The sequence below is a fragment of the Rhodococcus sp. USK10 genome (genome assembly GCF_019378875.1).
Classification (GTDB): domain Bacteria; phylum Actinomycetota; class Actinomycetes; order Mycobacteriales; family Mycobacteriaceae; genus Rhodococcus_F; species Rhodococcus_F pseudokoreensis.
Window position 1 is genome coordinate 4,753,858 of record NZ_CP076048.1, and the last position, 22,039, is coordinate 4,775,896.

The following is a 22,039-nucleotide window of genomic DNA, read 5'->3' on the forward strand; positions in this document are numbered from 1 at the left end:
AAAGTCAAGGGTTGACGTTTCTCATGTGCGTGAGATTACATCTTAGCGGTAAGCCTTTGAGGGCTTAAGTAAATGCCTCGACCCGACCCTGAGGATGCTCATGACGACGGTATCGCCCGCCATGGCTGCCACAGCTGAGATGATCAGCGCCCGACTCGAACGCCTGCCGATGAGCAGGTGGCACATCAAGGCCCGCGTCATCGTCGGCGCCGTCACGTTCTTCGACGGCTTCGACCAGTTGATGATCGCGTACTCGCTCCCCGTCCTCATTCCCAAGTGGGGCCTGACCCCCGGCGACATCGCCTGGGTGATCGCCATCGGCGGCATCGGCATGCTTGTCGGCGCGCTCGCCGGCGGCTGGTTCGCCGACCGCGTCGGCCGGCTCAACGTCATCATCTTCTCGCTCGCGCTCTATGCGGTGATGAGCCTGGGCATGGCGTTCACCGACTCCCTGGAGCTCTTCCTCGTCTTCCGATTCGTGCAAGGCATCGGCCTCGGCGCCGAGGTCCCGGTGGCGGCGAGCTACATCGGCGAGATCACCAAAGCCCACAAACGCGGACGATTCGTGCTGCTCTACGAGGTGATCTTCCCCGTCGGGCTCGTGATGTCGGCGATCGTGTCGGCGTGGGTGGTCCCGAACTACGGCTACAAGATCCTGTTCGCGCTCGGTGCGCTGCCCGTCCTGCTGCTGCCGATGTTGTGGAAGCTTCCCGAGTCGCCGCGCTGGCTCGCGTCCCGCGGCCGCCACGAAGACGCGCACAACGCCATGACCCGCATCGAGAACGAGATCACCGAGAAGTACGGCAAGACGCTCCCGGCTCCGCAGCCGTTGCCGTCCGTCACCGTCGACGTGCGCCGCGGAACCTTCGCTGAGGCATTCCGGGGCGTCTACCTGCGCCGCACGCTGATGCTCGCCGCGATCTGGGGCTGCGCCTACTTCGTCAACTACGGCATCGCGTCCTGGCTGCCGACGCTCTACCGGTCCGCATTCGATGTCAGCGTCGACACCGCCCTGCACTACAGCATCGTCACCAGCGTCGCCGGCCTGCTCGGCTGCATCCTCGTCGCGTTCCTCATCGACAACCTCGGACGCCGCATCTGCATCACCGCGTCGATGGTCCTGTGCTCGTCGCTGCTCTTCCTGCTCGCCGCCACCGGCGCCGACACCGCGACGAAGGTCCTGTTCTGGTCGGCCGGATCCGCCCTGTTCGTCTTCGCCGTCAACATGGCGCTCTACGTCTACACCGCGGAGCTGTACCCCACCCGGATGCGCGCCATCGGCTGCGCGATCGGCGGAGCGAGCGGACGCCTCGGCATCATCGTCGGGCCACTCGCCGTCGGCGCCATCCTCGACGGCGGCGGCACGCTCACCGTCGTCTTCGGAATGTTCTCTGCGGTCGCCCTGATCGGTGCCCTGGTGGTCGGCTTCTTCGCCGTCGAAACCCGCGAAAAGACCCTCGAGGAGATCTCCCAGTGACCATTCTCGACACCGCACCACAGACACTGCCGTTCGTCCCGGTCGCCGACCGGATCCTCGTCGCCGGGCAGTGGCGGCAGGCGAGCGGCCCCGCCTTCGCGGTCACGGACCCATCGAATGGCGAGACCCTCCAGGTGATCCACCAGGCCACCGCCGACGACGCCGACGAGGCGGTCCGGAAGGGCCGCGCCGCCGCCGACGACCCGGCGTGGCGCGCGCTGCTCCCGCACCAGCGGGCGAAGTACCTGCACCGCATCGCCGACGCCATCGAGGCGAACACGTCCCGGCTCGCACTGCTGCAGAGCTACAACACCGGCAAGACGGTCGCCGAGACCACCGCACTCGTCGGCAGCGCGGCTGGCACGTTCCGCTACTTCGCCGCCGTCCTCGAAACCGCCGACGACGACCTCACCACCCCGCGCGGCAACTTCCTCACGATGAGCGTTCTCGAACCCATCGGCGTGGTCGGAGCCATCGCGCCGTGGAACTCGCCGGTGGCCAGCGACGCGCAGAAGATCGCCCCCGCCCTGGCGGCCGGCAACGCCGTCGTCCTCAAACCCGCCGAGTGGACGCCGCTGGTGTCCCTTGAACTGGCGCGGCTGATCGACCAAACACAACTGCCTGCCGGGCTGCTGTCGGTACTGCCGGGCAAGGGCTCGGTGGTCGGCGACGCCATCGTCACCCACCCCGGCGTCGGAAAGGTGACGTTCACCGGCGGCACCAACACCGGACGCTCCATCGCCCACGCGGCAGCCGACAAGCTGATGCCCGTGTCGCTGGAACTCGGCGGAAAGTCGCCGACCATCGTCCTCGACGACGCCGACCTCGACGCCGCCGTCAACGGCGTGATGTACGGGGTCTTCTCGTCCACCGGACAGAGCTGCATCGCCGGATCCCGCCTGTTCGTCGACCGCCGCGTCTACGACAAGTTCGTCGAGAAGCTGGTGGCCAAGACGCAGCGACTGCGACTCGGACCCGGCCGTGACCCCGACACCCAGGTCGGGCCGATGGTCCACCGCAGGCACCGCGACAGCGTCGCCGCGTACGTCGACCTCGCGCGCGAAGAAGGCGGCCGAGTGCTGTGCGGCGGGGCGATCCCCGACGACGAGCGACTGCGCGACGGCGCGTACTACCTGCCGACCATCATCGACGGACTGCCCAACAGCTCACGCACGTGCCAGGAGGAGATCTTCGGACCCGTCCTGGTGGTGCTGCCGTTCGACGGCGAAGCGGACCTCGTTGCGCAGGCGAATGATTCGGTGTTCGGGCTGGCATCGGGAATCTGGACCGGCGACTACCGCCGCGCCTGGAAACTCGCCCGCCGACTCCAGGCCGGCACCGTGTGGATCAACACGTACAAGCAGTTCAGCATCTCCACGCCGTTCGGCGGCGTCAAGGAGAGCGGACTCGGGGTGGAGAAGGGCCGCAGCGGCATCGCCGCCTACTCGCGGCAGAAGAGCATCTACTGGGGCCTCGACGAGGAACCCAACCCCTGGGCGGACTGATGTAAATAGGTCGTCCGGAAAGAAATTCGCGTCACCTCTGTACGACCTATTACTTTAGCGCTAAGATATTGAGACCTAAGCAACTGGAGGCTTGCGATGAACCAACCCATAGCCCGGCTGCGGTGCCTGCGCTCCGTCGAACTGCGCACACAGGCCAGCCTCGAATCCACCGATTTCTACTCGGAGGTGTGGGGACTGCGCGTGGTCGAGCAGGGCACGGACGGTGCCTGGCTGCGGGGGACCGGCGAGCACCACCACGCGCTGCAACTCACCCAGGCCGAACGGAACGGACTCGGCCGCATCACGTTCGCCGTCGCCACACCCGCCGAGGTCGACGAGGCCGCCCGCAGGCTCGAACTGCGCGGCGTCCCGATCGTCAGCGGCCCGGGGCCGGTCGACGACCTCGGTGGCGGCTACGGCGTGAGCCTGGTCGACCCCGAGGGTCGTGTCGTCGAACTGCTTGCCGACGCGCTCGCGGTCCCGAAGCTCGGCCGCGACGACGCCGTCCCTGTGGGCGTCACGCACGTCGTGCTCAACACCGTCGACATCGATGCCGCGGTGACGTTCTACTGCGACATCCTGGGGATGCGGGTCTCCGACTGGTCCGAGCACCAGATGGCGTTCTTGCGCTGCAACACCGACCATCACAGTATCGCGTTCAACCAGGCCGAGTGGACGTCGGTGAACCACGTCGCCTACGAGATGCCCACCGTGGATCACTTCATGCGCGGCATCGGCCGGTTGCGTCACCACGGCACCGTGCCGCTGTGGGGCCCGGGCAAGCACGGTCCCGGCGACAACACGTTCTCCTACTTCGCCGACCCGGCGGGGCTGGTGTGCGAGTACACGTCCGGCATCGCGCAGGTCGACGAGGACCGGTGGCTGTGCAAGGTGTGGCGCCGGGTTCCGGAACTCTCCGACCTGTGGGGCACCGCGGGCCCGCCGTCCAAGCAGGTCCGCGACCACATGGCCGGCGTCCCCGACCCCGGGGCGTTCGAGCGGTTCGACCTCGGGCGGGCGTCGTGACGCACGTCGTCGAATCCGGCTCCGGTCCCGCGCTGCTGATGCTGCACGGAATCGGCGGCAGCGCAGACAGTTTCGCGCCGCAGTTCGACGAACTCGCGGAATCGTTGCGACTGCTGGCCTGGGACGCTCCCGGCTACGGTCGCAGCGAGGATCCGGGACGTCCGTTCGACCTCGACGATTACGCCGACGCCGCCGCCGACGTGATCCGCGACCGCTGCGGCGACGCGGGGGCGCACGTCCTCGGAATGTCGTGGGGCGGCGTGATCGCCACCCGGCTGGCGTTGCGTCACCCCGGCCTCGTGCGGAGTCTGCTGCTCGGCAGTTCCACCGTCGGCTCGGGAGCAGACGGCGAGGCTGCCGACCGGATGCGTGCCCGGGCCGCGACCCTGGAAAAGGAGGGCGCGGAAGCCTTTGCCGCCGAACGTGCCCCGCGACTGCTGTCCGGAACCGCCGATGACGAACTGACGGCGAACGCGACGGCGATCATGGCGTCGTCGATCCGGCTGCCCGGCTACGGGTACGCCGCCGAGTCGATGGCCGCCACCGACCACACCGCCGATCTGCCGAAGATCGACGTCCCCACCCTCGTCCTCGGCGGGGATGAGGACGGGGTGACCGGGGTTCCCGCGAGTCAGGTTCTCGCGGGCGGAATTCCGGGCGCCGTGTTCGTCACCATCCGCGGTGCCGGACACCTCGCGAACCAGGAGCGACCGGACGCGTTCGACGCCTGGGTCGAGTCCTTCATCCACATCACCGAACGCCTGCGCAACCACCTCTAGAGAAGGAGCACGACATGACACTCGAATACGGCACCGCCGATCTGAAGGAATTCACCGACTCGCTGATCCTCACCCGTGGTTCCCGCCACGAGGACTGGGACACCCTGGGCTTCCAGGCCAAGGCAGGCGACCAGTTCAAGCGCGCGCAGATCCGCTACGTGGGCTCCGGCGCGACCGGCAACCACGAGAATGACAACCGCACCATCGGCTCGCGCGGATTCACGTTCTCCAACATGCTGCTTCCCCCCGGCGCCGAGGGCCCGGAGCACACCCACCACGACGCGGAAGAGGCCTTCTTCGTCCTCGAGGGTGAGGTGGAGGTCGGCGTCCACCGCGACGGCCAGGTGGAGAAGCGCACCCTCGGCTACCGCGACATGATCGTCGTCCCGGCGGGGGTGCCCCGCAGCCTGAAGAACAACGGCGACAAGGACGCCCTGTTCTGCGTCATCATCGGCGCCCAGAAGCCGCAGATCCCGACGTACCCCGAGACGTCGGCCATGCACGGCGTCACCCGGGACTGACCGTGAGTCTCGACGGACGCAGCGTCCTCGTCACCGGGGCGGGGCGGGGTCTCGGCCTCGCCCTGGCCCGCCGCCTCGGCGAGGACGGCGCCACCCTGTGGCTCGCCGACATCCGCGAGGACTGGGGCGAGGCCGCGGCGGAATGCCTGCGCGCGGACGGCGTGAAGGCGCAGTTCGTGCGGGTCGATCTCCGCGATGCGGAGTCCGTCGACGCGATGGCGGCCACCGTCACCTCGGGTGGCCCGCTGTACGGCCTCGTCAACAACGCGGCCCTCGCGGACGGCGTGGGCGGCAAACCGATTCACGAACTCGACATCGACGAGTGGGACCGTGTGCTGGGCGTCAACCTGCGCGGCACGTTCCTCGTGAGCAGGGCGATCGTTCCCTCCATCATCGGGAACGGAGGCGGACGAGTCGTCACCATCGGCTCCGACGCCGCCCTGTACGGTTCGCCGCGACTCGCCCACTACATCGCATCCAAGGGCGGGGTGGCCGCGCTGACCCGCGCCATGTCCCGCGACCTCGGCCCGCACGGCATCACCGTGAACACCGTCTCGCCCGGTCTGACCGAAAGCGAATCGGCGCAGAAGGTTCCGGAGCACCGGCACGAGCTGTACCGCCTCAATCGCGCGCTCGAACGGCCGCAGCAGCCGTCGGATCTCGTCGGCGCCGTCGCGTTCCTGATGGGACCGGAAGCCTCGTACATCACCGGCCAGCAACTCGTCGTCAACGGCGGATTCGTCCTGCACTAGAGAAGGGGACCACGTCGTGGACCTGCAACTGAAAGACCGCACCCACCTGGTGACCGGCGGAAGCTCGGGAGTCGGGCTCGCCACCGTCGCAATGCTGCTCGAGGAGGGTGCCAACGTCGTCACCTGCGCGCGCGACCGCGACCGGCTCGACTCCGTGATCGCGCCGCTGCCCGGCAGCGACCGCGTCCTGACCGCGTCCTGCGACGTCCGGGACCCGGCCGCGATCGCCGCGCTCGTCGACGCCGGGGTCGCCCGGTTCGGCGGCCTCGACGGTCTGGTCAACAACGCAGGCAAGTCCCGCATGGTCCCGCGCAGTGAGGCGACGCTCGACGACTGGCGCGACGAACTCGACCTCAAGTTCTCCAGCGTCCTCAACACCGTCGACGCGGCGTTGCCGGCGCTGCGCAAGTCCGACGCCGCGTCCATCGTCAACATCTCGGCGGTCCTCGCGCGCCAGCCCGAGCCGCGGCTGGTCACCACCAGCGCCGCCCGGGCCGGGCTGCTGAACCTCAGCAAGTCGCTGTCGCTGGAACTCGCGGCCGACGGCATCCGCGTCAACTCGGTGTCGCTCGGCCTGGTCGACACCGGTCAGTGGCGCCGCCGCTACGAGGAATCCGGCACCGACGCCACCTTCGCCGAATGGGAGGCGGAGATCGCCCAGGACCGCGGCATCGGCCTCGGCCGGTTCGGCCGCGCCGACGAGGTGGCCGCCATGATCGTGACCCTGCTGTCCCCCCGCTCGTCCTACGTGACGGGCACCAGCCTCGACGTCTGCGGAGGCGTCGCGCGCTATGTCTGAGAGGAACACCATGTCGGTAGGAAACGGGGGCGACCTGCTCGTCCAGGTGCTGCGCGAAGCCGGTGTCGACACCGTCTTCGGCATCGTGAGCGTGCACAACCAGCCCCTCGTGCAGGCGGTCGCCAAGCACCTGCGGTTCGTGCCGGTCCGGCACGAGGCCACCGCGGTCAGCGCCGCCGACGGATACGCCCGGGCGACCGGGGGACTGGGCTGTGCGATCACGAGCACCGGGACGGGCGCCGGTAACGCGGCCGGGTCGCTGATCGAATCGCTCAGCGCCGGAACGTCGGTGCTGCACGTGACGGGCAACGTCGAGAGCCGGTACCTGGGATCGGGTCGCGGGTTCATCCACGAGACCAAGGATCAGCTGGGGATGTTGACGGCGACGTCGAAGCACGCCGCCACCATCCTCGACACGGACAGCGCCGGAAAGGTGTTGCGGGAAGGTATCGCCGCCGCACTCGCCGCGCCCGGCGGGCCGTCGAGCATCGAATGGCCCATCGACCTGCAGTACGCGGAGCACGTCATCGACGTGGTCGAGCCGGTCGTCGAACCGCTGCGCACCCCGGACGCCGACGACTTGGCCGTCGCCTTCGCGCTGCTGCGGTCGGCGGAACGCCCGGTGATCTGGGCGGGCGGCGGCGTCGCCACGGCCGGTGCCGAGCTGACCGAACTGGTGGAGCAGTGGGGAGTCCCGTTGCTCACCAGCAACTCCGGGCGCGGCGCCGTGCCGGAGGACCACCCGCTGTGCATCGGCAACTACGGCAACACCCCAGCCGGGCGCGAACTCCTCGCCGACGCCGACCTGCTGCTGTCGCTGGGCACCCACTTCCGGTCCAACGAGACCGGCGACTACTCCATGCCCGTCCCCGCCGCGCACGTACAGGTCGACCTCGACGCCGCCGCGATCGGACGCGTGTACCCGGCGCAGGCCGGGGTGACCGCCGACGTCGCGACGTTCCTGCGCTCGCTGTCCGAACTGGCCCCGGTCGACGCGTCGTGGACCGAACGCGCGCGGGCGACAAGGGAACTGGTCCGCACCCGGCAGCGCGCCGGACTCGGCGACCACGCCGTGCTGTGCGACGCCGTCCGCGCCGCGTTCCCGAAGGACTCCGTGATCGCCCGCGACGTCACCATCGCGTCCAGTTCCTGGGGCAACCGGCTGCTGCCGATGTTCGACCCCAGGTCCAACGTCTTCCCCCGCGGCGGCGGCATCGGGCAGGGCCTGGGCATGGCTATCGGTTCCGCACTGGCCGACGAGACCCGCCCCACCCTGGCCCTCGTCGGCGACGGCGGCTTGGCCGTCCACTTCGGCGAGATCCTCACCATGGCGCAGGAGAAGCCGTGGCTGGTGCTGCTCGTGTTCAACGACGGCGGCTACGGCGTGCTGCGCAACATGCAGCAGGGCGGCGGCGAAGACACGTACGCCGTCGACCTCGTCACCCCCGACTTCCCGTTGCTGGCACAGTCGATCGGCGTGCCCTACCTGCGAATCGGCGGCGCGGCCGAGGCGCACAGCGTGCTCGCCGACGCCGTGTCCCGGCAGGCCCCCGTGATCGTCGAGGTCGACCTCGACGCCTACGGCGACATGCCGGCACCGTTCACGCCGCCCGTCACGGTGCCCGGAAAGGGTGCACAGTGACCACGGTCGCCGTCTGCGGCGGCGGCATCGGCGGACTGGCGACGGCGATCGCCCTCCGCAAGTTCGGTCTCGACGTCACGGTCTACGAGCAGACGCGGCAGTTCGCCCGCGTCGGCGCCGACATCAACCTCACCCCGAACGCGGTCCGGGCGCTCGACGGACTCGGCGTCGGACCGGCGATCCGCGACTCCGCCGCCCGGCCGCAGTTCCGGATCAGCCGCACGTGGGACACCGGAGCCGAGACGTCCCGGCTGCCGATGGGCGACAGCGCGGAACAGCAGTACGGTGCACCGCAGTTGACCATGCACCGGGGCGACCTCATGTCCGCGCTCGAGAACCGGTTGCCGTCGGGTGTCGTCGAAATGGGTCGCCGCGTCAGCGGCGTCGCGGACGGCCGCATCGAGTTCACCGACGGCAGTGCCGTTTCCGCGGACGTGATCGTCGGTGCCGACGGCATCCACTCGGCGGTCCGGACCTCGCTGCTCGGGCGCGAACAGCCGACGTTCACAGGGGTCGTGGCGTTCCGCGCCGTCGTCCCCACCGAACGCGTCGGCAACCTGCCGAACCTCGACTGCTTCACCAAGTGGTGGGGCCCCGACAGTGCGACGCAGATCGTGACGTTCCCCCTCAACCAGGGCAAGGACATCTTCGTCTTCGCCACCTGCGGCCAGGAGGAGTGGACCGAGGAATCGTGGACCACACCCGGTTCCGTCACCGAACTGCGCGAGCTGTACCGCGACTTCCACCCCGAGGCACGAGCCTTGCTCGACGCGTGCGACGACGTCCTGAAATCGGCTCTCTACGTTCGCGACCCGCTGGCGTCGTGGACCGACGGGCGCGCCGTGCTTCTCGGCGACGCGGCACATCCGATGATGCCGTTCATGGCGCAGGGCGCCGGTATGGCCATCGAAGACGCCGTCGTCCTGTCCCGCTGCCTGAGCCTGTTCGACGACCCCGCAGTCGCCCTGCAGACCTACCAGGAGACCCGGCTGCAGCGGACCTCCCGCATCCAGCGGGGCTCCCGGTCCAACGAGTGGCTGAAGGTCGCGGGCAACGGCGACTGGGTCTACGAATACGACGCCTGGCAGGTGCCGTTGGAATTGGCCGCGGCCTGAACGGACGTGTGAATGGAACCGGTTAGGAGACAGTCGCTGACGGCAGGACATTTGTAGTCGGCACTATCGCCCATTCTTTCCGTCGGTTCAGAGTTGGCCTTGGCTTACTTTCCCCATCCTGCTGTGTATTCGAGGCAGTAGGCTTCGATGCTTGCTCCCATCAGTGTGGCTGCGACCTGTTCGGTTGTGTCGCCGCCACCGCTGTCGCTGCACTCTGAGGCGAGGGTTACTGCTGCGAGTGCGCCGAATGTATTGACGCACAGTCCTTTCCGTCCATGTTTCTACCAGTTTTTGTATGGGAGAAACGGCGATCGACCCCCGACGATGATGCAACCCGGGGAGTCGATCATGGAGGGCGCTCCTATACGCCGACGTTCAGGCCGAACATGACGTGCAGCCAGTGCAGGAATGCTTGGAACGCCAGATTGAAATCAATTCCAGCGGAACCCATTACGATCACCTTCTTCGTGTCGGTTGGTTCCCCGACTGTCTTCGTGGTCGACCTCTCGCTTCCTGGAGGGGTCGACCACTATATGTATCGGTGGAGGGAGCGCTGGCGTTAGCCCTCGCACATCTCCGCGTACCGGGAGCTGTTTGTTCAGGCCGGGTCGGTGCCCCTGGGGCGTCTGCGGCGGCGTTCAACGAACCGTGCGCGCTGCTCGGCGAGCAGGATCACGGTCTCGTGAGCGGCGCGCCGCTGCTGGCGGGCAATGATCACTCCGACGGCGGTGGTGTGCCGTCTCAGGTCGGCGGCGCGCCTTGCCGCGTTCTCGTCGTTGAGGAGGTAGGCGGCGGCGCGGTCGCAGTCGATGAGGAACTGTTCGAAGGCCAGCCGCGAGGGTGCCTGTTCGTCCAGGTGCGAGACGGCGACGTCCTCGACCAGTTGCAGCGGCAACCGCGCCAGCCGGTATTCGAGCCGGAGGAGGGCCATCGCGAGGGCGAATGTCACCGGCGGATCGTAGCGCGATCGCAGTGCGCTGTGGACAGAACTGTAGATGACAGCTGACGAACGGGAGCCTGGCTCTCAGGCGATCCTGGGGCCGTGGGCTGAGGATCGACGAATCAAGCGATCGGCGCAGGTAGTCATCGGGCGCGCCAGAGCGTCCAGGTTGTCAGGTACGCCGTGGATTGACGGGGCGAATTGAACGAAACGTGGGCCGACCTCGAGCATCTCCACCTGGACGGCAGGGGCTGGACAGCCAGCGGTATGCACGCCGAGGTGGTTGGGCAGGGAGTCGCTATTCAGGCACCGGTCGCCAGAGCGTTCGTGGGTCGTGACGGCTCCGTCACTCGCGCGGAGAGTACGGGCGGGTCGACCCGGTACTCGTGGGCGGTCGGTCTCGACGGCACCGATCGGGATGCCCTCCGAATTGGCCGCGGAAGCTGTGGCGGAGTGGGACTCTTGGCCGTCGCAGCAGACCGCGCGATACCGCGAAGCCGAATAGCCGACCCGGAAATTTCCCCTCGACTGTGGCGCAGAATACATCTTAGTGCTAAATTATTGAGCACTAAGGAACTATGCCTTCGGGTCGAGCTTGGGAGTGAGCGATGACAACAGACGCAGACACCGTCCCCATGATGGTGCGTCAGATGCGGGTCGAGTCCTCGGGCGTCGTCTCGCTCCGCCTCGAACGGCAGGACGGCGGCACGGTCGACCGGTGGACGCCGGGCGCCCACCTGGACCTGCACCTGAACCGCGGGACGATCCGTCAGTACTCCCTCTGCGGAGACCCCGACGACAAGACCGGGTACCGCGTCGCGATCCTCCACGAGGTGACCGGCCGCGGCGGTTCGCGGCACGTCCACGAGACGCTGCGGCCCGGCGACAGTCTGTCGGTGAGCGTACCCCGCAACAACTTCGAACTCCTGCCGTCGCCGCGCTACGTGTTCATCGCCGGCGGCATCGGCATCACGCCGATCCTCGCGATGATCGGCGAGGCCGAACGCATGGGCGCCGAATGGGAACTGCACTACGGCGGCCGCGCCCGCTCGTCGATGGCGTTCCTCGACGAGCTGTCCCCGTACGGCGACCGCGTCCACGTCGTCACCGAGGAGGCCGACGGCATCCTCGACCTGGCCGGCATCCTCGGCACCGCCCGCGCGGAGACGCTCGTCTACGCCTGCGGCCCCGAGGGACTGCTCGGCGCGGTCGAGGGGTACGCCGGCTCCTGGCCGGACGGCGCGATCCGGCTCGAGCGGTTCAAGGCCAAGGAGATCCCCGCCGACACCCTCGCCGGCGACCGTCCCGTCCGCGTGATCTGCGAACGATCCGGTATCTCCGCCACCGTCGCACCCGACCGGACCATCCTCGAAACCCTCGAGGAATCCGGCGTCGACGTCCCCAACTCCTGCCGCGAAGGCATCTGCGGGACCTGCGAAACCCGCGTCCTCGCCGGCACCCCCGACCACCGCGATTCCCTGCTCTCCAGCTCCGAGCAGGAGTCCGGCACCACCATCATGATCTGCGTTTCCCGCGCCCGCTCCGACGAGCTCGTGCTGGATCTCTAGAAGGGAAGAACCATGAGCCTGTATCTGCAACCACGCCAGTCCGGCGCGGCGCCCACCCCGTACGAACGGAAACTGGCCGGGGCGATCGAAGAGGTCTTCGGCACCGGGGTGCACCACCTCGAAGGCCTGGTGAAGGGCCTGAACGCCCTCGGCATCCACAGTCCCGGCGGCGACGCCTGGACCACCGACACTTTCACGGACGAGATCCGACGGATGGGGGCCTGACATGGTGAACCGACTGCACAAGGCGGCACTGACCGGCGACGAGATCTTCGCGACCGGGATGCGCGACCAGTGGCACGCGGTGTGCCCGTCCGACTTCGTCGCGCGCGGCGACATGAAGAAGATCCGCCGCCTCGGCGAGGACTGGCTGCTGTTCCGCCAGTCCGACGGCACCCTCCGCATGCTCGCCGACCGCTGCCCGCACCGCGGCGCCCCGCTGTCGCAGGGGCAGCACCTCGGCGACCGCGTCGCCTGCCAGTACCACGGTGTGCAGGTCGACGGCGGCGGCACCGTCGTCTCCGTCCCCGGGATGCCCGGCTGCAACCTCGAAGGCAAGCGGCTGGTGACCAGCCTCCCCGTGCAGGAAGTGGCCGGCGCCGTGCTCGCCTGGTTCGGCACCGACCCCGACGCCGAACCCGCACCCCTCGAACTGCCCGAGCGCCTCACCGACGACGGCATCTCGCACTTCCTCTGCTACGCGGAGTGGAAGGCGCCGTGGCGGTTCACGCTGGAGAATTTGCTCGACCCGATGCACGGGGCGTTCCTGCACCGGGAATCGCATTCGATGTTCGGCGGGGAGACGTCCGCGAAGTTCCGGATCCGCGAAACCGACCGCGGGTTCTTCTTCGAGAAGACCGACCAGCGGGGCGTGAACTTCGACTGGGTCGAATTCTGCCGGACCGGCATCGACTGGGTGGACCTCGAGATCCCGTACCCGCCGACCGCGGGCCCGGGCGGGTCGTTCGGCATCGTCGGCATGGGAACGCCGATCGACGCCGAGACCACCGCGGTGTTCTTCTGGCGGTACCGCCGCGTCGAGGGCTGGGAGCGCGACGTCTGGCGGTTCCTGTACCGGACGAAGCTCGAGGAACGGCACTGGGTGGTGCTCGAGCAGGACCGCACCATGCTCGAGGCGATGGCATTCGACGCGGACCAGGCGGAGAACCTGTACCAGCACGACCTCGGCGTCATCCGGCTCCGCAGGCTGTACCGGGCGCAGGCCGAGGCCCAGGCGAAGGCGCTCCAGGAGGCGTAAGGTCGCGCGGGTTGACTCGAGTGAAATGTCAACTAAGAATGTGTGACGGCCGACACGTCGGGCGCCGGCCGGGTGCGAGGAGGCGCGAGCGGTGCTTACGAACGGTGACGATCGGGGTCGGCTTGCGCTGATCGAAGCGGCGGGCCGGTGCTTCGCCGAACTGGGATACGAGCGCACCACCGAGGCGGTCATCGCCGCTGCGGCCGGAGTGTCCGAGGCCGAGTTCCGCGCCCGGTTCGCGTCCCGCGACGATGCCTTCCGTGCCGTCGCGGCGGAAGTGTTCGACACGTTCGTCGAGGCCCAGCGCATCCCGGTCCCGCCGGACGCGGACCCGCGCAGCGTCCTGCGCGCCGCCACCGCCGCGTTCATCGAGACCGTCTACAGCAGCGGCCGCCTGTTCACGATGATCGAGGACCGCGCGGCCGTCGACCCCGTGATCGGCGAACAACTCGAGGCGGCACACAACCGGATCCTCGGCCGGTACATCCGGTTCATCGAACGACTCAACCAGGCCGGCATCGCGACGCCGTGCGCCGAACCCGCCCAACTCGCCCGCAAACTGGCCGAGGCGCAGTGGACGGGTGCGGCGCGCCTGATCGGTGCGTCGCCCGACGAACAGCGACGCTTCATCGTGGAGATGACGGCCGCATCCGAACGATTCATCGGATTCGGTGAGGTCGCCGATCTGACCGCCCGCGCGGCCAGCTGAGTTTTCCGCTCAGGCGGTGGGGGCCTGGTTCTCGACGATCGAGTGCTCGAGCTTGCGGAGCAATTCGGCCAGCGCCGCCTGATCGTCCTTCGACATCCCGCTGAGGATCTGGGACTCGTTGGCGAAGTGGGCCTCCGCGACCTTCTCGATCACCCGCAGACCCTCGTCGGTGAGTTGCGCGTGCACGATGCGGCGGTCCTCGGCGTCGCGCTCCCGCTGCACGAGTCCCGCCTTCTCGAGACGGTCGACGCGCAGTGTCACACCCCCGGTGGTGACGAGGGCGGACTCCGCCAACTGTCCGGACGTCATCCGATACGGCGGACCCGAACGTCGGAGGGCGGCCATGACGTCGAACGACGCCATGTTGATGCCGTGCTCCTCGAACACCGCGGCGAGGGACGACTGGTACCGCAGATACGAACGGTGCAGGCGCCCCAGCACTTTCAGCGGACTCACATCCAGGTCCGGCCACTGGTGGGCCCACTGGTCGACGATGTCGTCGACGGCATCGCGATCTGGAACGGGGCGTTGCGTCACCGGGCGCACCTCCTGGATTCTCGAGGGTCTCATCTGTTTAGTACCAAGATATCGAAACGAGCATAAGTGACGGCGACGCCGCGGGTCCCCGTCGATTGCTCGAACGGGGACCCGCGGCGCGGCCGGACGCCGGTGCCGTCAGTGGGCCGCGACCGCCGCGACGGCGTCGATCTCGGCGATGGCGCCGTAGGGGAGGCTGCTCACCTCGAGGAACGTGCGCGCGGGACGCGGCTCGTCGAAGATGCGCTCGAACTGGCGGTTCGCCTCCTCGCGCAGCGACAGGTCGGTGACGTAGTAGGTGAGCTTGACGACGTCCTGCAGCTGCCCGCCGACGGTGGCGAGACGATCGACCATGCGGTCGACGGCGGCGTCGAGCGCCTCGGTGCGGCCCGGGACGGCGGTGCCCTCGGCGTCGACGGACAGTGCGCCGGAGACGAACGCCAGTCCGCCCGCGACCACGGCCGGGCTGTAGGGGTGGTGGGCGGTGACTTCGGTGAGGGACATGGAGGCTCGCTTTCTCGGTGGGCTGCTCCGACCACTATATCTTAGCGCTAAACTAATTGACAGGGTCTGGGAAGCGAAGTCCGGCCGAACTCCTGGCGCGACGGACCGCCGAGGACGAGATTGAGGGCATGACGAATTCGAACCAGACCATGAAGGCAGTCTCCTACTCGTCCTACGGCGGTCCCGAGGTGCTCGAGATCCACGACGTTCCGGTACCCGAGCCCACCGGAAACCAGGTGCGCCTCCTCATCAGGGCCGCAGGCGTCAACCCGATCGATTGGAAGCTGCGGTCGGGATCGATGGCCGAGGTGATGTCCGTGCAGTTCCCGAAGATCCCCGGCAGCGAGGTCGCCGGCGTCGTCGACGCGGTCGGGCCGGACGCGACCGGTGTGCTGGTGGGCGACGACGTGTTCGGCTGGTCCGACACCGGCGGCTACGCCGAATACGCGCTCGCCTCGATAGTCGTGCCGAAACCGAAAGGGCTGAGCTGGACGGACGCGGCCACCATCCCCGTGGCGGGCGAGGCCGCGGATCGCGGGCTGCGGCTCCTGCGGCTGAAGTCCGGTGAGACGCTGCTGGTGAACGGCGCCTCGGGTGCGGTGGGAACCATTGCGGCGCAACTGGCGCTGGACGCGGGAGTCACTGTGATCGGCACCGCGAGCGAGAAACACCACGACACGCTGCGGGAGCTGGGCGTGACCCCCACGACGTACGGCGAGGGACTGGCGGACCGGGTCCGCGAACTCGCCCCGAACGGCGTGGACGCCGTCCTCGACCTCGGCTTCGGCGGGCTCGACGCGGCGATGGACCTGCGCGGGGGCACCGACCGGATCGTGACACTGTCGGACGGTGCCGCGTTCGGGCTGGGAATCACCTTCTCGTCCGGCAACGCCGGCGACCGGAGCGCGGAGACACTGCGCAGGCTGGGCGCCCTCGTCGTGGACGGGAAGCTGGCCCTCCCGCCGGCCCGCACGTTCCCTCTGGCCGAAGCGACCGACGCGCAGCGCGCCGGCGAGAAGGGCGGCAGCCGCGGGAAGCTCCTGCTGCGCCCGTGAGTACTTGTTAACCGCCCGTGGTTAACAAGTACTCACGGGTTAGGCGGTGGTGGCCAAAGCGGCGGCGAGACCGAACGGAACGGCCATCACCACCACCTCGACGATCGCGCGCCGCAGGGACCCTTCCGCGGTGATCCGGTGCGCGGCGGCCTGGACGACCCACGTTCGCCGCCACCACCAGCCGAGCCCGAGCAGCGCCGCCAACGCCACCGCCTTGGCGAGCACGATGCGGCCGTAGCCGGTGTCGAACAGGGGCGTCACCCCACCCAGCCGGACGGCCGCGTCGATCACACCGGTCGCGGTCAGCAGCCACACGCACCGCCACGCGACGACGGAGTACCGCGGCAGCCACGACGACCAGTCCCCACGCGACCGGAGCATCAGGGCGAGCGCGGCGAGGAGCCCGAACCACACGGCGGCGGACAGCGCGTGGACGACGTCGAGGACCGAGCCGAGAACCTGCTGCGACATGTGGCCGGTGATCGGCCGGGCCACCAGGGCCAGTGCCGCGAGCACCACCACCGGGACGGGGAGCCGGGCATCGCTGCGGCGGAACGCGACCGCTGACCACACGGTGGCCGTGGCCGTGCACACGAGAACGGCGAGGTCGACGCGTCCCGCACTGATCTCGGTCACGTACGCGCCGAACCGTCCGACCGACAACTGCGAAAACTCCAGGGCGTCGGCCTCCGCCGCCGTCATCGACAGCAGCACGGCCTCGGCGAGCATCCACGCGCCGGCGATCGCGGTCGACAACCGCCACAGCCGTTGGTCCCGCACGAGGGGACGGCTGTCCGCACGACTCCACCAGCCCAGCGCAGCGAGCCCGAGGACCGCCGAACCGAGCACCAGGCACAGCGCCCGGACCGCGCTCGACGGTGACGGGTCTTCCGGTTGCGCCAGCGCCCAACCGCAGGCGACCCCGACGAGCGACGTGGGTACGGCGAACAGCAGCCACGACTGTCGCGCCGTACCCACCGCGCTCAGTTCTCGCCGCGCGGCTTGCGGAGGGCGAACCACAGTCCGCCGCCGAACACGACCACCCCGGCAACGATGAACGGCCACAGCGGAACTCCGCCGCTGCCGGATTCACCGGAGCTGTCGGCGGCGGCGCCGGGTGTGCCCGACCCCTCCTTGGTGAGGGTGAACGTGCGGGTGCCGCTCACCGGATGCCCGTCGGCGGAGGTGACGCGAAACGCGACGGTGTACACGCCTGCCGGTCCCAGCTCGCCGAGTTCGGCACTGACCGTGGGCCCTTCGACGACGGGGTCGCCCTTGGTCCACAGGTTCCCGTCGGGTCCCACCACGGTCAGCGACGCGAACGATTCCTGCAGCGCCTCGTTGAACGTGACGCTGACCCGTTCCGGACCGGACGCGATCTCCGCGCCGTTCTCGGGGGTGGAGCTGATCACGACGGAATGGGCGAGAGCGGTGCCGGCGCCGAGCATGCTCGCGAGCATCGTCAGCAGTCCGACCGCGATCACCTTCACCGACGTGACAGTGGTGTGCCTTCTCATTTTCGACGGCTCCGGACCATTGCGCCGAGACCGAGTGCCGCACCGAGCGCGCCCAGGATCAGACCGATGCCGCCGAGCCAGCGGGCCGTGTCGTCGGTGCCGGACGCCGTCGTCTCGGTCTCCTCGGACGTCGTGGCGCCGCCGGCGTCGTGGCTGTGGTCTTCACCGCTCGCCGCGGCGAGGGTGAGGGTGGGGGCCGGCTTGTCGGGCTCCGCGCCGTCGGGGCCTTCCGCCTGATCCCAGTTGACGACCTCCCCGTCGCTGTACGTCTGGGTGGCCGGGAACGACACGTCTTCCTGCTCCGGCAGCGGTCCGGCGGACAGCTCGAACTGCTGGAACTGTCCGGGCGCGACACCGACACCGGGGTCGGCGGTCCACGTCACGGACTTCGCGACCTGGGACGCCGGGTCCTTCTCGACGACGGACGTCCACCCCGGCATCGGTGTGGTGCGGGCCGACTTCAGGTCGGGGAGCGTGACGGTCAGCTTGGTGGTGGACGCCGTCTCGGACTCGGTGGGAACGCGGAACGTCAGGACGGAGTAGCCGCCCTGCGCGGCGCCGGGGGCGACGACGGTCACGTGGGCAGCGGCCACACCGGCCGCGAGCAGCATGGCGCCACCGGCCGCACCGGCCGTGAAAAGGGCACGGGAAACGAGGGAATTCATCAAAGGTCCTTTGAAAGGTCTGAAGGGAGAAAAGATGAGAATCAGACCAGGACCGGTGGGCCGCGACGCGAAATGCTCGCGCGCAGGAGGGCGTCCACGGGATTCGCGGGACGCGCGGGGAGGTGCGCCGTTTTTGCTGCCGAGACGGGTTGCGGTTCACCGCGCAGAACCACCCGCCAGACGTGGACGAGGGGACCGTACAGCCGCTCGGCGTTGGCGATCAGCAGCGCGCAGACGACGGTGGCGGCCGCGTGCGCGGCGACCATCGGCACGGCGGGGACCGCCGAGTGCATGTGCGAGGTGAGCGTGAGCGCGAAGTGCGCGGCAACCTGGCCGGCGCCGAGGGCCGCCACGAGTGCGAGCGGTCCGTGGAAGCGGGCGGGCAGTTGTGCGGTGACCGCGCCGACACCGCTGCACGTGACGAGCAGCAGGGTCAGGGCCGCGGATTCGTGAAGGCCGCCCCCGCCGATGCCGTGCGCCGCGACCGCGAGACCGGCGACGAGCGCACCGACCGCCGACCCACGAAGGGTGGCGGTCGCGGCGGGGCGGGCGGGGACATCGAGTGGTCGGGTCGTTCAGCGCACGCCGAGGCGGGCGAGGAGATCGGCTTCGACTCCGTCGAGTTCGGACGAGATGGCGTGATGGGCGGCCTTGCGGCGGGCCTGCGGCATCTGCTCGGCCGCGCGGACGGCGGTGTTGAGATCACTGAGGCGGTCGCGGATGGCGGCGGCGAACTTCTGCGTCTCCGCGTCGTCCGGCTTCTGCGCGAGGATCTCCGTGGTGGTGCTTTCGGCACCGGCGATGCGGGCGCTGAGCTTGGCGCCGTGCCCGGTGAAGTTGGCGAGCTGGTCGACGTCGATGCCCATCCGGTCGGCACGCCGGGCGTCGATCTGCCCGCGCACGACGGTGGCGGCGCGGTAGGCGATCGGCAGCAGCACCGGCGTCAGCAGTCGAGCGACGCCGAGGTACTTGCGGACGGAGGCAACGGTGAAACCCTTCTGGGCGGCGGCCTTCTCCTCGGCCTTCAACGCAGCGATCTGAGCCTTCTCGACCTTCTTCAGCGACTTCAGCTCGGCGGCCTCGAGCTTGCGCCCGGCCTTCGCGGCCTGCTTGTCGCGTTTCCGTTCGTTCCTCGCGCTCAGCTTCGCCTCCACCCCAGCCTTGTGCCGGAGTGCCTTGGCTTCCGCCTTGCGGGTGGCTCGGGACTTACGTTTCTTCAACAACCCCATCGAAAAGACCCCTTTTCCTGGTGTTTCAGCGGAGCCCACGCTACCAACTGCATCCGGTGCTTCGGGATCAGCCTAGGGGAGCACATAATCTTCGTCATCGTGTGTTCCCATATCGGTCAGCAATCAGAACCCGACGCCTCTCCCGGAAAGGTGTCGGGGACGGTGATCGATGCCAGCGCCCTGACGCGGTGCCGCCACCGGGTGCACCTCGACGCGGCGTTCCCCGAACAACTCGCGGCCGCGCCGGAGGACCCGGGCGTCCGCCAACGGCAGGATGCCGCGGCCGCCAAACGCGAAGACGTCCGCCGGACCCTCACCGAGCACGCACCGGAACGGTGGGTGCAGATCGACACCGAGCAGAGCCTGCGCCGGCGCGCCGAGGACACGCTCGCCGCATGCGAGGCGGGCGCGGACCGCATCTGGGGAGCCGTGCTCCCTCTCGACCGCGACGCCGGCCGGAGGGCCCGCTGCGAGATCCTGCTCCGCGACGAGGACCACGGTGGGTACATCCCGGTGATCGTCGTCAACCACAAGGTCACCGATCCCGGCCGCGGCGCGGTGACATCGGGAATGTTCGAATGGAAACCGCAGGAGGACTCGACGCGGAAGCCCCGCAGCCAGGTCCGCGACCAGATGCGCGTCGCTCAGGTTTACCGAATGCTCGAGCGGCACGGGCTGGCGAGCCCCGCCCTGGTGGCCGGCGCCATCGGTTACGGCTCCGACGTCATCTACGTGCACGACCTCACCACCATCCTCGACGACTACGACGAACGCTTCGCCGACCGGCTCGCCGTCGCCCGCGGCGAATCGGCGACCGTGCCGTCCCGGGTCGGCGAATGCCGTTCGTGCCCGTGGTGGCCCGGATGCGAGGAACAGCTCACACAGACCCACGACGTCAGCCTGGTGGCCACCGGTTCCCGGGCCGACATGCTGCGCGACGCGGGATGCCACACCATCGACGACCTCGCGGCGTGGGACCGCGAACCCCTCGAGGACTGGCCGCACGGCGCGTTCGAGGACGCCGTCGTCACCGCCAAGGCCTGGCTCGCGGGGGCGCCGCTGGTGCGACGCTTCCCCGAGATCCGGGTGACACGCGCCGACGTCGAGGTCGACGTCGACATGGAGAGCTACCAAGAACACGGCGCCTACCTGTGGGGGACGCTGCTCAACGTGGACGGCGTGTCCGCGTACCGGCCGTTCGTCAGCTGGGATCCGGTGCCGACCCAGGACGAGGCGCGGTCGTTCGCGGAATTCTGGACGTGGCTGATGGCGGAGCGGGAAGCGGCGGCGCTGAGCGGCAGAACCTTCGCCGCCTACTGCTATTCACGGTCCGCCGAGGACAAATGGTTGCTGGACTCCGCCCGCCGGTTCGCCGGGGCACCCGGAATCCCCACCGAAGCCGAGATCCGCGAATTCATCGACAGCCCACAATGGGTCGACATCTACCAGGCCGTCAGCGACCAGTTCATCTGCCCCGGCGGCAAGGGCCTCAAGAAGATCGCCCCCGTCGCCGGATTCCGGTGGCGCGACGCCGACGCCGGCGGCGAAGCATCGATGAGCTGGTACCGCGAAGCCGTCGGCTACGACGGCGAACCCGACCTCACACAGCGCGAACGACTCCTGCAATACAACGAGGACGACGTCATCGCCACGAAAGTACTGCGCGAATGGATGTCGGATCGGGCCGAGAACGAGATCCCGCTCGCCTCCGACCTCTAGGCTGCAAGCAGACCCGCGACGGTAGGGGTGGTCAGGTGGACTTGCCGAAGACATCCACGACGCTGCGGTTCGCGCTGCTCCTCACCGCCGCGGGTGGCTTCCTCGACGCCTACACCTACGTCAGCCGTGGCGGCGTCTTCGCGAACGCCCAGACCGGCAACGTCATCCTCATGGCCATCGACCTGTCCGAGCGACACTTCCACGCCGCACGCGCACACCTGTGGCCGATCCTTGCGTTCATCGTCGGCGTCGCATTCGCGCACCTGCTCAAGGGCGAACTCGCCCACAGCGTCTTCGACCACCCGATCCGGATCGCGATGGTCGCGCAGATCGTCGTCCTCGTCGCGGTCGCGTTCGTCCCCCCGGACGTCCCCAACGCGCTCGTCACCGTTCCCATCGCGTTCGTCGCGGCCATGCAATTCGGCCTGTTCCGCACCATCGGATCGCTGTCGTACATCGCCGTCGCCACCACCGGCAACCTCATGCGCTTCACCGAAGCGGCGTACGCCGGATTCATCGAGAAGGTCCCCGAATCACGGCAGCACACCCGGGTGTACGCCGCGATCATCAGCAGCTTCGCCGGCGGTGCCGTTCTCGGCGCGTACGCCACCCGCTACTTCGGCGGATCCGCCGCCTGGATCCCCGCCGCCCTCCTCACCGTCGCCCTCATCCTGTTCTACGTCGACGACGTGCGGCGCCGCCGCCCGTGAGTGGTTGACGAG

At 68.9% G+C, this 22,039-nt stretch carries 24 protein-coding genes; 16 read left to right on the forward strand and 8 right to left on the reverse strand.

The window, feature by feature from the left end; translation table 11 throughout:
• Positions 1 to 94 precede the first annotated feature (94 nt).
• From I1A62_RS28905 to I1A62_RS28945, 9 genes are all read left to right on the forward strand, one after another.
• Positions 95 to 1,477, forward strand: coding sequence for an MFS transporter (locus I1A62_RS28905; RefSeq protein ID WP_219455688.1), 1,383 nt, complete (start codon positions 95 to 97; stop codon positions 1,475 to 1,477).
• Positions 1,474 to 2,982: an aldehyde dehydrogenase gene (locus tag I1A62_RS28910; RefSeq protein WP_219455690.1), complete on the forward strand. Its 1,509-nt coding sequence runs from the start codon at positions 1,474 to 1,476 to the stop codon at positions 2,980 to 2,982. Before I1A62_RS28905 ends, I1A62_RS28910 begins: the two co-directional genes overlap by 4 nt.
• A gap of 96 nt (positions 2,983 to 3,078) precedes the next feature.
• Positions 3,079 to 4,008: a VOC family protein gene (locus I1A62_RS28915; protein ID WP_219455692.1), complete on the forward strand. Its 930-nt coding sequence runs from the start codon at positions 3,079 to 3,081 to the stop codon at positions 4,006 to 4,008.
• Positions 4,005 to 4,787: an alpha/beta fold hydrolase gene (locus I1A62_RS28920; protein WP_219455694.1), complete on the forward strand. Its 783-nt coding sequence runs from the start codon at positions 4,005 to 4,007 to the stop codon at positions 4,785 to 4,787. The genes I1A62_RS28915 and I1A62_RS28920 overlap by 4 nt, the downstream gene beginning before the upstream one ends.
• Positions 4,788 to 4,801: 14 nt before the next feature.
• Positions 4,802 to 5,308, forward strand: coding sequence for a cupin domain-containing protein (locus tag I1A62_RS28925; RefSeq protein ID WP_072949171.1), 507 nt, complete (start codon positions 4,802 to 4,804; stop codon positions 5,306 to 5,308).
• Positions 5,309 to 5,310: 2 nt separating this feature from the next.
• Complete coding sequence (locus I1A62_RS28930; protein ID WP_124392055.1) at positions 5,311 to 6,060, forward strand: 3-oxoacyl-ACP reductase family protein; 750 nt, start codon at positions 5,311 to 5,313, stop codon at positions 6,058 to 6,060.
• A gap of 16 nt (positions 6,061 to 6,076) precedes the next feature.
• Positions 6,077 to 6,859, forward strand: coding sequence for an SDR family oxidoreductase (locus I1A62_RS28935; protein ID WP_219455696.1), 783 nt, complete (start codon positions 6,077 to 6,079; stop codon positions 6,857 to 6,859).
• On the forward strand, positions 6,852 to 8,501 hold the full coding sequence (locus I1A62_RS28940; RefSeq protein WP_219455697.1) for a thiamine pyrophosphate-binding protein: 1,650 nt from the start codon (positions 6,852 to 6,854) through the stop codon (positions 8,499 to 8,501). The genes I1A62_RS28935 and I1A62_RS28940 overlap by 8 nt, the downstream gene beginning before the upstream one ends.
• Positions 8,498 to 9,616, forward strand: a complete 1,119-nt coding sequence (locus I1A62_RS28945; RefSeq protein ID WP_219455699.1) for an FAD-dependent monooxygenase — start codon at positions 8,498 to 8,500, stop codon at positions 9,614 to 9,616. The genes I1A62_RS28940 and I1A62_RS28945 overlap by 4 nt, the downstream gene beginning before the upstream one ends.
• Before the next feature lie 598 nt (positions 9,617 to 10,214).
• Here the strand turns inward: I1A62_RS28945 and I1A62_RS28950 are convergent.
• Entirely contained in the window at positions 10,215 to 10,547 is a 333-nt protein-coding gene (locus I1A62_RS28950; RefSeq protein ID WP_374710845.1) for a hypothetical protein, read from the reverse strand.
• Positions 10,548 to 11,164: 617 nt separating this feature from the next.
• Here I1A62_RS28950 and I1A62_RS28955 point away from each other — a divergent pair.
• From I1A62_RS28955 to I1A62_RS28970, 4 genes are all read left to right on the forward strand, one after another.
• Positions 11,165 to 12,124, forward strand: a complete 960-nt coding sequence (locus I1A62_RS28955) for a PDR/VanB family oxidoreductase (protein WP_192581851.1) — start codon at positions 11,165 to 11,167, stop codon at positions 12,122 to 12,124.
• Between the two features lie 12 nt (positions 12,125 to 12,136).
• The gene (locus I1A62_RS28960) at positions 12,137 to 12,349 is read left to right on the forward strand and encodes a recombinase-like helix-turn-helix domain-containing protein (RefSeq protein ID WP_072949161.1); all 213 of its coding nucleotides are present in this window, start codon (positions 12,137 to 12,139) and stop codon (positions 12,347 to 12,349) included.
• 1 nt (position 12,350) lies between these two features.
• Positions 12,351 to 13,382: an aromatic ring-hydroxylating dioxygenase subunit alpha gene (locus I1A62_RS28965; RefSeq protein WP_206007627.1), complete on the forward strand. Its 1,032-nt coding sequence runs from the start codon at positions 12,351 to 12,353 to the stop codon at positions 13,380 to 13,382.
• 91 nt (positions 13,383 to 13,473) lie between these two features.
• The gene (locus tag I1A62_RS28970) at positions 13,474 to 14,091 is read left to right on the forward strand and encodes a TetR/AcrR family transcriptional regulator (protein WP_124392062.1); all 618 of its coding nucleotides are present in this window, start codon (positions 13,474 to 13,476) and stop codon (positions 14,089 to 14,091) included.
• Between the two features lie 9 nt (positions 14,092 to 14,100).
• Here I1A62_RS28970 and I1A62_RS28975 read toward each other — a convergent pair whose 3' ends face one another.
• Both I1A62_RS28975 and I1A62_RS28980 read right to left on the reverse strand, forming a co-directional pair.
• On the reverse strand, positions 14,101 to 14,661 hold the full coding sequence (locus I1A62_RS28975) for a MarR family winged helix-turn-helix transcriptional regulator (RefSeq protein ID WP_174705575.1): 561 nt from the start codon (positions 14,659 to 14,661) through the stop codon (positions 14,101 to 14,103).
• A gap of 105 nt (positions 14,662 to 14,766) precedes the next feature.
• Positions 14,767 to 15,132, reverse strand: a complete 366-nt coding sequence (locus I1A62_RS28980) for a RidA family protein (RefSeq protein ID WP_219455700.1) — start codon at positions 15,130 to 15,132, stop codon at positions 14,767 to 14,769.
• A gap of 128 nt (positions 15,133 to 15,260) precedes the next feature.
• On the opposite strand from I1A62_RS28980, the gene I1A62_RS28985 reads away from it, so the two are divergent.
• Positions 15,261 to 16,187: an NADP-dependent oxidoreductase gene (locus I1A62_RS28985; protein WP_124392063.1), complete on the forward strand. Its 927-nt coding sequence runs from the start codon at positions 15,261 to 15,263 to the stop codon at positions 16,185 to 16,187.
• A 39-nt stretch (positions 16,188 to 16,226) separates the two neighbouring features.
• Here I1A62_RS28985 and I1A62_RS28990 read toward each other — a convergent pair whose 3' ends face one another.
• The 5 genes from I1A62_RS28990 to I1A62_RS29010 all read right to left on the reverse strand — a co-directional run bounded on the left by I1A62_RS28990 (position 16,227) and on the right by I1A62_RS29010 (position 19,598).
• A complete protein-coding gene (locus I1A62_RS28990) occupies positions 16,227 to 17,165 on the reverse strand; it encodes a CopD family protein (protein WP_219455702.1) in 939 nt (312 codons plus the stop codon).
• Between the two features lie 5 nt (positions 17,166 to 17,170).
• A complete protein-coding gene (locus I1A62_RS28995) occupies positions 17,171 to 17,704 on the reverse strand; it encodes a copper resistance CopC family protein (protein WP_219455703.1) in 534 nt (177 codons plus the stop codon).
• Positions 17,701 to 18,369, reverse strand: coding sequence for a YcnI family protein (locus tag I1A62_RS29000; RefSeq protein WP_219455705.1), 669 nt, complete (start codon positions 18,367 to 18,369; stop codon positions 17,701 to 17,703). Before I1A62_RS29000 ends, I1A62_RS28995 begins: the two co-directional genes overlap by 4 nt.
• 41 nt (positions 18,370 to 18,410) lie before the next feature.
• Entirely contained in the window at positions 18,411 to 18,722 is a 312-nt protein-coding gene (locus I1A62_RS46595) for a hypothetical protein (protein ID WP_257890573.1), read from the reverse strand.
• Between the two features lie 222 nt (positions 18,723 to 18,944).
• A complete protein-coding gene (locus I1A62_RS29010; RefSeq protein WP_219455707.1) occupies positions 18,945 to 19,598 on the reverse strand; it encodes a DUF6474 family protein in 654 nt (217 codons plus the stop codon).
• Positions 19,599 to 19,760: 162 nt separating this feature from the next.
• Between I1A62_RS29010 and I1A62_RS29015 the strand changes: the two genes are divergently transcribed.
• A complete protein-coding gene (locus I1A62_RS29015; protein ID WP_124392069.1) occupies positions 19,761 to 21,317 on the forward strand; it encodes a TM0106 family RecB-like putative nuclease in 1,557 nt (518 codons plus the stop codon).
• Positions 21,318 to 21,352: 35 nt separating this feature from the next.
• Positions 21,353 to 22,027 (forward strand): YoaK family protein, encoded by a 675-nt coding sequence (locus I1A62_RS29020; RefSeq protein WP_087561942.1) that lies wholly within the window; start codon positions 21,353 to 21,355, stop codon positions 22,025 to 22,027.
• Positions 22,028 to 22,039: the final 12 nt, after the last annotated feature.